We start from the raw sequence: 10215 nt of genomic DNA on the forward strand, positions 1-10215 counted from the left end.
CGGTCAGGCCTCCGTTCCGGTGCTCTCAGCAGCCGGAGCGGCGGCGGGAGCCTCGGCCTTGGGGGCCTCGGCTGCCGAGCCGGTCTGCTGCGGCTTGCGTCCACGGCCGCCACGCTCGCCACCGCGGCCACCACGGCCGGCCGGACGGTCAGCGCCGCCACGGGCCGGGCGGTTGCCGGCGCGGGCAGCGGCGTTCTCGGCGCGGACCTCGGCGATGTTCTTGACGTCGCCCTTGTAGATCCAGACCTTCACGCCGATGCGGCCGAAGGTCGTCTTGGCCTCGAAGAAGCCGTAGTCGACGTTCGCGCGGAGCGTGTGCAGGGGCACGCGGCCCTCGCGGTAGAACTCCGAGCGGGACATCTCGGCGCCGCCGAGGCGGCCACCGCACTGGATCTTGATGCCCTTGGCGCCGGCCTTCATCGAGCTCTGCATGCTCTTACGCATGGCGCGACGGAAGGAGACGCGGGAGGAGAGCTGCTCGGCGACGGCCTGGGCCACCAGCTGAGCGTCCACCTCGGGGTTCTTGACCTCGAGGATGTTCAGCTGGACCTGCTTGCCGGTCAGCTTCTCCAGCTCGCCGCGGATGCGGTCGGCCTCGGCGCCGCGGCGGCCGATGACGATGCCCGGACGAGCGGTGTGGATGTCGACGCGGACGCGGTCGCGGGTGCGCTCGATCTCAACCTTCGAGATGCCGGCGCGCTCCATGCCCTTCGTCATCATGCGACGAATGGCGACGTCTTCCTTGACGTAGTCCTTGTACAGCTTGTCGGCGTACCAACGGGACTTGAAGTCCGTGGTAATGCCGAGTCGGAACCCGTGCGGGTTTACCTTCTGGCCCATTACCGGGTTCCTTCCTTGCTGCTGACGACCACGGTGATGTGGCTGGTCCGCTTACGGATCCGGTAGGCACGGCCCTGAGCACGCGGACGGAACCGCTTCAGGGTCGGGCCCTCGTCCACGTACGCCTCGCTGATGACCAGCGAAGAGGCGTCGGTGTGGTCGTAGTTGTGTGCTGCGTTGGCGATGGCGCTGTCAAGCACCTTGCCAACCGGCACGCTCGCGGCCTGCGGGGCGAAACGCAGGACCGCCTGAGCCTCCGTGGCATCCATGCCACGGATGAGGTCCACCACGCGGCGGGCCTTCATGGGCGTGACGCGGATGTACCGCGCCTGGGCCCTGGCTTCCATGGTTGTCCCTTCGGTGTGAGTCATAGTCGTTTCCACCCCGCGTTAGCGGCGCTTCGACTTCCGGTCGTCCTTGACGTGGCCGCGGAAGGTGCGAGTCGGCGAGAACTCGCCGAGCTTGTGGCCGACCATCGACTCGGTGACGAACACCGGGACGTGGATCTTGCCGTTGTGCACCGCGATGGTGTGCCCCAGCATGGCCGGGACGATCATCGAGCGACGGGACCAGGTCTTGATGACGTTCTTGGTGCCTGCCTCGTTCTGTACGTCCACCTTCTTGATGAGGTGTCCGTCGACGAAGGGCCCCTTCTTGAGACTGCGCGGCATCTAAACCCGCTCCTAGCGCTTCTTGTTCGTCTTGCGGCGGCGGACGATGTACTTGCTCGATGCCTTCTTCGGCGAGCGAGTACGACCCTCCTTCTGACCCCACGGCGAGACCGGGTGACGTCCACCGGAGGTCTTGCCTTCACCACCACCGTGCGGGTGGTCAACCGGGTTCATCGCGACACCGCGGACGGTCGGGCGAACGCCCTTCCAGCGCATGCGGCCGGCCTTGCCCCAGTTGATGTTCGACTGCTCGGCGTTGCCGACCTCGCCGATGGTGGCGCGGCAGCGGGCGTCGACCAGCCGGATTTCACCGGAAGGCATACGAAGGTGGGCCATCGTGCCCTCCTTCGCCAGCAGCTGCACGGAGGCACCCGCGGAGCGGGCGAACTTCGCGCCGCCGCCGGGCCGCAGCTCGATGGCGTGGATGGTCGTACCGACCGGGATGTTGCGCAGCGCCAGGTTGTTGCCGGGCTTGATGTCGGCGGTCGGGCCGTTCTCGACACGGTCGCCCTGCTTCAGACCGCGGGGAGCGATGATGTATCGCTTCTCGCCGTCCGCGTAGTGCAGGAGCGCGATGCGCGCGGTGCGGTTGGGGTCGTACTCGATGTGCGCGACCTTGGCCGGCACGCCGTCCTTGTCGTGACGACGGAAGTCGATCACGCGGTAGGCGCGCTTGTGGCCACCACCCTGGTGGCGAACGGTCACACGACCGGCGTTGTTACGGCCGCCCTTGCTGTGCAGGGGGCGGACCAGCGACTTCTCCGGCGTGGACCGCGTGATCTCGACAAAGTCGGCGACGCTGGAGCCACGACGGCCCGGCGTCGTCGGCTTGTACTTGCGGATACCCATGTTTTCTCAGTCCTCGGAAAGATTCCGGATCCTGGACGTCCCTACCTCCGTCAGGAGGTCGGGCCGCCGAAGATGTCGATACGGTCGCCCTCGGCGAGGGTCACGATGGCGCGCTTGGTGTTGGCGCGCTTGCCGAAACCGGTCTTGGTGCGCTTGCGCTTACCCTGACGGTTGATCGTGTTGACCCCGGTGACCTTGACCGAGAAGACCGACTCGACGGCCTGCTTGATCTGGGTCTTGTTGGAGCCCGGCGCGACGATGAACGTGTACTTGTTCTCGTCGAGCAGCGCGTAGCTCTTCTCGGACACAACCGGCTTCACGAGGATGTCGCGCGGGTCCGAGTACGTCTTGCTGGTAACGGTCGCCTCGCTCATCAGGCGTCGCTCCCTTCGGTCTCAGCGGTCTGGGGGCCAGACACGAAGGACTCGAAAGCGGCCTGGGTGAAGACCACGTCGTCAGAGACGATCACGTCGTACGTGTTGAGCTGGCCCGGCTCCAGGATGTGCACCTGGGGCAGGTTGCGCGCGGAGAGCCACGCGGCCTCGTCGGCGCGGTCGACGACCAGGAGCAGGTTGGGGCGCTCCGAGATCTTGCCGAACAGCGTCTTGGCGGCCTTGGTGGAGACTCCACCCTCGACCACGCCGGTGACGACGTGGATGCGGGAGTGACGCGCCCGGTCCGAGAGGGCACCGCGGAGGGCGGCGGCCTTCATCTTCTTCGGGGTGCGCTGCGAGTAGTCACGCGGCTGCGGGCCGTGGACGACGCCACCGCCGGCGAACTGCGGCGCGCGGGTCGAACCCTGGCGGGCGCGGCCGGTGCCCTTCTGGCGGTACGGCTTGCGGCCACCACCACGGACTTCGCCGCGACGCTTGGTCTTGTGCGTGCCCTGACGGGCAGCGGCCAGCTGTGCGACAACGACCTGGTGGATCAGCGGAACGCTGGTCTTCGCGTCGAAGATCTCCGCGGGGAGCTCGACGGTACCGGCCTTGTCGCCTGCCGGCGAAAGGATGTCAATGGTGCTCATTACCTCAAGCCCCCTTGGCCGCGGTACGGACCAGTACGAGGCCGCCGTTCGGACCGGGGACCGCGCCCTTGATGAGGAGCAGACCCTTCTCCGCGTCAACCGCGTGGATGGTCAGGTTCTGGGTGGTGACGCGCTCGTTACCCATGCGACCGGCCATGCGCATGCCCTTGAAGACACGCCCAGGGGTGGCGCAGCCACCGATCGAACCGGGGGAACGGTGCTTGCGCTGCACGCCGTGACCGGCGCCGAGGCCCCGGAAGTTGTGACGCTTCATGACACCGGCGAAGCCCTTGCCCTTGCTCTTGCCCGTGACGTCAACCTTGACGCCGGACTCGAACACCTCGGCAGTGACCTCCTGGCCCAGCGTGTACTCGCTGGCGTCAGGGGTGCGGAGCTCCACCAGGTGGCGGCGCGGGGTCACGTCGGCCTTGGCGAAGTGGCCCTTGAGGGGCTTGTTCACCTTGCGCGGGTCGATCTCGCCGAAGGCGATCTGGACCGACTCGTAGCCGTCGCTGTCGTTGGTGCGGACCTGGGTGACGACACAGGGCCCGGCCTTGACGACGGTCACCGGGACAACCCGGTTGTTCTCGTCCCAGACCTGGGTCATGCCGAGCTTCTCGCCCAGGACGCCCTTAATGTTCTTAGCCATCTCGCGCGTCACCTCAGAGCTTGATCTCGATGTCGACGCCGGCCGGCAGGTCGAGACGCATCAGCGAGTCAACCGTCTTCGGCGTGGGGTCGAGGATGTCGATGAGGCGCTTGTGCGTGCGCATCTCGAAGTGCTCGCGCGAGTCCTTGTACTTGTGCGGCGACTTGATGACGCAGTACACGTTCTTCTCAGTGGGCAGCGGCACCGGGCCCGCGACCGACGCACCAGTGCGGGTCACCGTCTCGACGATCTTCTTCGCCGAGGAGTCGATGACCTCGTGGTCGTAGGCCTTGAGCCGGATGCGGATCTTCTGTCCCGCCATGGCTACTAGTAGTCCTGTCTCTCGAAACGCTCTGGAACCCGGGGGTTCTCCTGTCCTCCGCATCCGACCCACGCGGTCGGGCGTGTCGCATCCCCTCTACGAAAATCTCCCGAAGGAGATCCCAACCAAGGGGGTGCGGGCCCAAGAGCCGCGCTGCGCTCAATGAAGAGCAGATCGGGGGCGGAACGCCCACCGGGTGCCTGGCCGGCGCCCCACTGACGCTTCCCGGAAGATTCCCGTACGTCCGGCCCATACAGGGCCGACGAGTACTGTGGGACTCGCTTCCGGTCCTCCCGGCGGGAGGCGCGCAGCATTGACACTCAACCGAGCAACCTGGTCAGTGTGCCACACGGGGAGCGAGCCTGGCCAATCGGCCGAGGATCTTACCCCCCACGAGCGACTGCTCAAACGCGGGCACGCTTCGGAGGGCCTTCCGGCCCCTGTCCCACCGCCTTCTCCGCCGCCTTTCCCCGCGGGAACGACGGCGGCGCGGGGCGCGTGTCCGGGTCCGCCCCCGCCGTGCCACCCTGTGGTGCTCCGTACGGCCCCGGACCAGCCGGTCCCGCGCCGACGCCGACCACCGGGAGGGTGGCCCCGTGCTGCATCTGCGCCTGATCGTCCCCGCGGACCGCACCGACGAGGTGGTGCGGCTGCTGGAGGGGAGCGTGGGCACCACCCATCTCGTGGTCCTGCCCGGGGCGGCCCGGTCCCCCGCCGGTGACCTGGTGCTGTGCGACGTGGCCCGGGAGGCGGGCGACCCGCTCATCGGGGCGCTGCGCAGGCTCGGTGTCGACCGCGAGGGCTCCATCACCGTGGAGAATCCGGAGCTGACCCTCTCCGCCCGGGCCGACGAGGCCGAGGAACGGGCGCCCGGGGACAGCGCGGACGCCGTGCTGTGGGAGGAGCTGACGGAGGTCACCCACGAGGAGTCGACCTTCAGCATCACGTACGTCGCGTTCCTGGCGATCGCCACCATGCTCGCCGCGGTCGGCGTGATGCTGGACAACGCGATCCTGATCGTCGGGGCGATGGCGGTCGGACCCGAGTTCGGCCCCCTGGCCGGGGTCTCCACCGCGCTGGTGCAGCGGGCGCCGCGGCTGGTGTCGCGTTCACTGGTCGCGCTCGTCGGCGGCTTCGTGGCGGCGATGGTGCTGACGGCCGGGTTCGCGTGGCTGCTCGACGCGTGCGGCCTGTTCACCCGGGCGATGGTCGAGGGTGAGCGGCCGAACACCAGCTTCATCTGGCAACCGGACTGGATGTCCTTCGTGGTGGCCTTCCTCGCGGGCGTCGCCGGCACCCTGTCGCTCACCTCCGCGAAGTCGGCGGCGCTGATCGGGGTCACGATCTCGGTGACCACGGTTCCCGCGGCGGCCAACGCGGCCGTGGCGTTCAGCTACTCCGACTACGCGCAGACGGTGGGCTCCTCGCAGCAGCTCCTCGCCAACCTGGGCGGCATCGTGCTCGCCGGCACCCTCACCCTGTTGACCCAGAAAGCCCTCTGGGCGGGCCAGTTGAGCCGCTCCGCCGCGAGGAGCGCGAAGCGGGCCGACGGCTGAAGCCCGGACGGGCGCGGCCGGGGCGGGAAGACCCGGTCCGGGGTGGAAGGCCGGGGCCGGGGCGGACGGCCGGGGCCCAGGTCGCCTGGAACGCCCGTGTCCCCGCGCTCCGGTGCCCGGTTCCGCGACCGTGCCGTCTGCGAAGCTGAGCACCATGAGCGAGTACCGGGCAGTGGGCGTGGTGGGTCTCGGCCGCATGGGGCTGACCCTGGCGGCGGGGTTCCGCAGGGCGGTGGCCCCCGGGCTGCTGTTCGCGGCGGGTCGGTCGGCGTCCAGCGTGGCACGCCTCCGGGAGGCCGTACCCACCGCGACGGTCCTGCCGCTGCCGGAGCTGGCCCGGCACGTCGACGTGATCGTGCTGTGCGTACGGAACGCGGACCTGCCGGAGGTTCTGGACGGCCTGCGGCCCGCGCTCACCGCCCGGCACCTGGTGGTCACCGTCACCAACGGTCTGCCGCTCCGGACGCTCGCGGACGCCGTCCCCGGCCCGGTGGCCAAGCTGATCCCGAGCGTCGGCAACGAGCAGGGGGCCGGGGCGACCCTGCTGGTCCCCGGCCCGGGCCTGTCGGCCGGGGCCACCGAGGACCTGCTCGCGCTGATCCGGGCGTTCTCCACGCCCTTCGTGATCGAGGAGAGCCAGGGCCGGGCCGCGACCGACCTCGCGTCCTGCGGCCCGGCCCTGCTGGCCGGTGCGGTACGGGCCATGGTGGACGCCCAGGAGGAGCGCGGGGCCCCGTTGCCGAGGGAGCTGGCCGAGGCCCTCGCCGTACAGAGCCTGCACGCGCTGAGCCGCCTGCTCGGCGAGGGCGCCTCGCTGGACGGGGTCGTGGACCGGGTCGCCGTACCGGGAGGGAACACGGCCGCCGGGCTGGAGGCCGCCCGCGACGGCCTCGCCGGGGCGTGGGAGGCGGCGTTCCGGGCCACGGAGGAGAACGAACGGGCGAAGTCCGCACCGGAGTTGGGCCCAGCCGGGCAGGGGTGACAGGAGCCCTCTCCTCGGCCCCGGCCGGTCTCGGCCCGGCCGGTCTCGGCCCGGCCGGTGTCGGCCCCGGCCGGTGTCGGCCCCGGGCGGGAGGAGAGGGCTTCGACGCACCCGGTCAGCGGGCGGCGAGCGCCCGGATCTCCCGGGCGATCAGCCGGGGGTCCTCCTCCGCCATGAAGTGGCCGCAGGACACCGTGCGGTGCTCCAGATCGTCGGTCCAGGCGCTCCACAGGCCCTGGGCGTGGTAGCCGAGGGCGGCGCCCCAGTCCTGCTGGAGGACGGTCACCGGCATGGTCAGCTTGTTGCCCGCCTCCTTGTCCGCGGTGTCGTGTTCCACGTCCACACCGGCCGAGGCGCGGTAGTCGGCGACGACGGAGGGCACGGCCGCCGCGGAGGCGGCCAGGTAGTGGGCGCGGACGTCGGCGGGGATCGCGTCCGGGTCCTTGGTCCAGGCGTCGAGGAAGAAGCCGAAGAAGGTGTCGGCGGCCCCCTGGATCATCTCCTCGGGCAGGCCGGGGGCCTGGGCCATCAGGTAGAGGTGGAAGCCGATCGCGCCGTTCACACCGCGCAGCGCGTCCCACATGTCCAGGGTCGGCAGGACGTCGAGGAAGAGGGCGCGTGCGACGGCGTCCGGGTGGTCCATCGCGGCCCGGAAGGCGACCAGGGCGCCGCGGTCGTGGCCGGCCAGGACGAACCGCTCGTGACCGAGTCCGGCGGCGAGGCGTACGACGTCGCGGGCCATGGTCCGCTTGGCATAGACGTCGGGGCCCGTCTCGGCGGGCTTGTCGCTGGCGCCGTAACCGCGCAGGTCGGGGCAGATGACGGTGTGGTCGGTGGCCAGGTCGGCGGCGACGTGCCGCCACATCAGGTGGGTTTGCGGGAAACCGTGCAGCAGGACGACGGGGGCGCCCGCACCGCCGACGGCGGCGTTCAGGGTGACTCCGTCGTCGACGGTCACGCGGTGCTCGGTGAAACCGGGAATGCTCGGGGCTGTCACAGCGACTCCTGTGGTGGGTGGCAGAGTGGACGATCCGGACCTCCGGCTTCGGTGGGCCGGGCCGTCCGGGGACGTCACCCAGGTTGTGGGCGCCGGATCAGCGATCGATGAGTGGACACGCGGTGCCCGCCGACGCGGGCGCCCTGTGCGAAAGGACCCCTGCCGTGGGTGTGGAGTTCGGGCTGCTGGGGCCGGTGGCCGCCTGGTCCGCCGAGGGTGCGCCGCTCCCGCTCGGAGCGCCCCGCCACCGGGAGGTGCTCGGCCGGCTGCTGATCGCGCGAGGCCGGGTGGTGCCGGTCGGCCGGCTGGTGGCCGACCTGTGGGAGGGCGGGGCCCCGGCGGGCGCGGTCGGCGCGGTCCGTACGTTCGTCGCGGCGCTGCGCCGCGCCCTGGAGCCCGGCCGGCCGCCCCGGCAGCCCTCCCGTCTGCTGGTCACCGAGGGCCCTGGTTACGCCCTGCGGCCGGAGCGCGGATCGGTGGACGCCTGGCGGTTCGAGGACATCGCCGCCCGTGCCGCCGGGGCTCCGCCGCACGCGGCGGTCGCCCTGTGGGACGAGGCGCTCGCGTGCTGGCGGGGGGCGGTGCTGGCCGATTTCCCGGCGCCCGTGTGGGCGGCGGCGGAACGCGCCCGGCTGGAGACGCTGCGGCTCGACGCGGTCGAGCGGCGGGCCGATGCCCTGCTGGCGACCGGTGCGGCCCGTGACGCGGTCGCCGGCCTGCGGGCCCATGTCGCCGCTCATCCGGGCCGGGAGGACGGCTGGGTACTGCTGGCCACCGCGCTCGACCGGGCGGGGCGGCGCGGCGAGGCCCTGCGGGCGCTGGCCGAGGCCCGTGACGCCCTGGGCGGGGGCGGCGTCGGAGGCCGGGGAGGGATCGGGCGGTCCCTGGCCCGGACGGAAGCACGCATCCTCGGCGGCCCGGCGGATGCCGCGGCCGAGCCCGCCGGAACGGCCGACAGCGTCTGGGACCGGGCGGCGGCCTCCTGGGACCGCTCGGTGCCCGCCCGGGCCAGGGCCCGGCTGCACGCCACCGCCGGTCTGCTCCGCGACCTGGCGGTCACCGGCCCCGACGGTCTGGAGGAGGCGCACCGGCACCGGCGGGACCTGGTCGCGGCGGCCGAGACGACGGGCGACCCGGAGCTGGCCGCCCGGATCATCGGTTCCTACGACGTACCCGCGGTGTGGACCCGGGCCGACGACCCGGACGGCGCCGGGGAGCTGTCCCGGGCCGCTGCCCGCGCCGCCGCCCGGCTCGGGCCCGGGGGGCCTGCCGCCCTGCGCGCCCGGCTGCTGTGCGTGGTGGCGGTCGAGTCCCGGGGGGACGCCGCCGCGGACGCCGCGCTCCCCCGGGCGGGCGCCGCGCCCGTCGTCGAACCGTGGCGGCTCCGTGCCGAGCGCGCCGCCGAGGAGGCCGTCCGGCTGGCCCGGGGCCTCGGCGACCCCGCGCTTCTCGCGTTCGCGCTGAACGGCGCCTTCATGCAGTCCTTCGCCGCCTGCGGGTCGGCCGCCCGCCGGGACGTCCTCGGCACCGAACTGACCCGGCTGGCCGTCGACCACCAGCTCCCGGGGCACGAGGTGCTGGGCCGCATCGTCCGCCTCCAGGCACTCGCGGGCCGGGGCGACCTGGTGGAGGCGGACGGCGAGGCCGAGGAGATCGACCGGCTCGCGCACCGCAACGAACGGCCGCTCGCGGGTGTGTTCACCGCCTGGTACCGGGCGCTGCGCGGCTGCGAGACCGAGGGTTGGCCCGCCGCCCGCCACCGGTACGCGCGCGTCCTGGCGGAGACCGCGGAGTGCGGCATGCCCGGCCTCACCCGGGGAGCCCCGGCGCTCGTCGCGCTGGTCCCCGTCATGCGCGGGGACGCCCTGCCCGGTCCCGGTGACTTCGCGGACCTGGACCCGGGCCCGTACCGCCCCTGGCTCGAACCCCTGCTGCTGGCCGCGTCGGGCGCCGCCGATGAGGCCCGTCGGGCGCTGACGCGCGTTCCCCGGCCCCCGCACGACCTCCTCCAGGAGGCCCTGTGGTGCGTCCTCGCGCGTGCCGCCGCGTCCGTGGGGCACCTGCCCGTCCTGCGCCGCGCCCGTGCGGAACTCGCCGCCGCCGAAGGCGAGTACGCCGGAGCGGGCAGCGGCCTGGTCTCCTTCGGCCCGGTCGCCCGCCACCTGGCCGCCGCGGACGCGGCCCTCGGGGAGTACGGCTCCCCCACCGGGCAGGCCGCCGACGCCGGCGGGGTGTGAGAGCGGTCCCGGCCGGTCGTGACGGGTCCGGGACGGTTTCCCACCGGCCGGGGCCGGGACTACCGGCCCCCGGCCGGTTCGGCGGCGG

Annotated in this window: 12 protein-coding genes; 3 read left to right on the plus strand and 9 right to left on the minus strand. The window is 72.2% G+C overall.

What is annotated here, in order from left to right:
* Positions 1–3: 3 nt before the first annotated feature.
* From rpsC to rpsJ, 8 genes are read right to left on the minus strand one after another with little or no spacing between them, the layout of a single operon-like run.
* On the minus strand, positions 4–840 hold the full coding sequence (rpsC, locus tag ACFWEE_RS09970) for a 30S ribosomal protein S3 (protein WP_386888022.1): 837 nt from the start codon (positions 838–840) through the stop codon (positions 4–6).
* A complete protein-coding gene (rplV, locus tag ACFWEE_RS09975; RefSeq protein WP_004571827.1) occupies positions 840–1187 on the minus strand; it encodes a 50S ribosomal protein L22 in 348 nt (115 codons plus the stop codon). Before rplV ends, rpsC begins: the two co-directional genes overlap by 1 nt.
* Before the next feature lie 42 nt (positions 1188–1229).
* Positions 1230–1511, minus strand: coding sequence for a 30S ribosomal protein S19 (gene rpsS / locus ACFWEE_RS09980; RefSeq protein WP_003966956.1), 282 nt, complete (start codon positions 1509–1511; stop codon positions 1230–1232).
* Between the two features lie 12 nt (positions 1512–1523).
* Complete coding sequence (gene rplB / locus ACFWEE_RS09985; protein ID WP_386888025.1) at positions 1524–2360, minus strand: 50S ribosomal protein L2; 837 nt, start codon at positions 2358–2360, stop codon at positions 1524–1526.
* A 50-nt stretch (positions 2361–2410) separates the two neighbouring features.
* Positions 2411–2734, minus strand: a complete 324-nt coding sequence (rplW, locus tag ACFWEE_RS09990; RefSeq protein WP_386888026.1) for a 50S ribosomal protein L23 — start codon at positions 2732–2734, stop codon at positions 2411–2413.
* Positions 2734–3384 carry a 50S ribosomal protein L4 gene (gene rplD, locus ACFWEE_RS09995; protein ID WP_386888028.1) on the minus strand — a complete coding sequence of 217 codons (651 nt, stop codon included), beginning with the start codon at positions 3382–3384 and terminating at the stop codon, positions 2734–2736. Before rplD ends, rplW begins: the two co-directional genes overlap by 1 nt.
* 4 nt (positions 3385–3388) lie before the next feature.
* Positions 3389–4033, minus strand: coding sequence for a 50S ribosomal protein L3 (gene rplC, locus ACFWEE_RS10000; RefSeq protein ID WP_327176191.1), 645 nt, complete (start codon positions 4031–4033; stop codon positions 3389–3391).
* Positions 4034–4046: 13 nt separating this feature from the next.
* A complete protein-coding gene (gene rpsJ, locus ACFWEE_RS10005) occupies positions 4047–4355 on the minus strand; it encodes a 30S ribosomal protein S10 (protein WP_003948644.1) in 309 nt (102 codons plus the stop codon).
* 596 nt (positions 4356–4951) lie between these two features.
* Between rpsJ and ACFWEE_RS10010 the strand changes: the two genes are divergently transcribed.
* Together ACFWEE_RS10010 and ACFWEE_RS10015 are read left to right on the plus strand one after the other, a co-directional pair.
* On the plus strand, positions 4952–5911 hold the full coding sequence (locus ACFWEE_RS10010) for a DUF389 domain-containing protein (protein WP_386888029.1): 960 nt from the start codon (positions 4952–4954) through the stop codon (positions 5909–5911).
* Between the two features lie 154 nt (positions 5912–6065).
* On the plus strand, positions 6066–6893 hold the full coding sequence (locus ACFWEE_RS10015) for a pyrroline-5-carboxylate reductase family protein (RefSeq protein ID WP_386888031.1): 828 nt from the start codon (positions 6066–6068) through the stop codon (positions 6891–6893).
* Between the two features lie 115 nt (positions 6894–7008).
* On the opposite strand, the gene ACFWEE_RS10020 is transcribed toward ACFWEE_RS10015, so the two are convergent.
* Positions 7009–7890, minus strand: coding sequence for an alpha/beta hydrolase (locus ACFWEE_RS10020; RefSeq protein WP_386888032.1), 882 nt, complete (start codon positions 7888–7890; stop codon positions 7009–7011).
* 164 nt (positions 7891–8054) lie between these two features.
* Between ACFWEE_RS10020 and ACFWEE_RS10025 the strand changes: the two genes are divergently transcribed.
* Entirely contained in the window at positions 8055–10127 is a 2073-nt protein-coding gene (locus tag ACFWEE_RS10025) for a BTAD domain-containing putative transcriptional regulator (RefSeq protein WP_386888033.1), read from the plus strand.
* Positions 10128–10215 lie beyond the last annotated feature (88 nt).

This window comes from Streptomyces sp. NPDC060184 (assembly GCF_042728795.1).
Taxonomy (GTDB): domain Bacteria; phylum Actinomycetota; class Actinomycetes; order Streptomycetales; family Streptomycetaceae; genus Streptomyces.

Bases quoted from the DNA above. Each gene is read 5' to 3' on its own strand.
- rpsC (WP_386888022.1), bottom strand. From the start codon at position 840: ATGGGCCAGAAGGTAAACCCGCACGGGTTCCGACTCGGCATTACCACG.
- rplV (WP_004571827.1), bottom strand. From the start codon at position 1,187: ATGGAAGCCAGGGCCCAGGCGCGGTACATCCGCGTCACGCCCATGAAG.
- rpsS (WP_003966956.1), bottom strand. From the start codon at position 1,511: ATGCCGCGCAGTCTCAAGAAGGGGCCCTTCGTCGACGGACACCTCATC.
- rplB (WP_386888025.1), bottom strand. From the start codon at position 2,360: ATGGGTATCCGCAAGTACAAGCCGACGACGCCGGGCCGTCGTGGCTCC.
- rplW (WP_386888026.1), bottom strand. From the start codon at position 2,734: ATGAGCGAGGCGACCGTTACCAGCAAGACGTACTCGGACCCGCGCGAC.
- rplD (WP_386888028.1), bottom strand. From the start codon at position 3,384: ATGAGCACCATTGACATCCTTTCGCCGGCAGGCGACAAGGCCGGTACC.
- rplC (WP_327176191.1), bottom strand. From the start codon at position 4,033: ATGGCTAAGAACATTAAGGGCGTCCTGGGCGAGAAGCTCGGCATGACC.
- rpsJ (WP_003948644.1), bottom strand. From the start codon at position 4,355: ATGGCGGGACAGAAGATCCGCATCCGGCTCAAGGCCTACGACCACGAG.
- ACFWEE_RS10015 (WP_386888031.1), top strand. From the start codon at position 6,066: ATGAGCGAGTACCGGGCAGTGGGCGTGGTGGGTCTCGGCCGCATGGGG.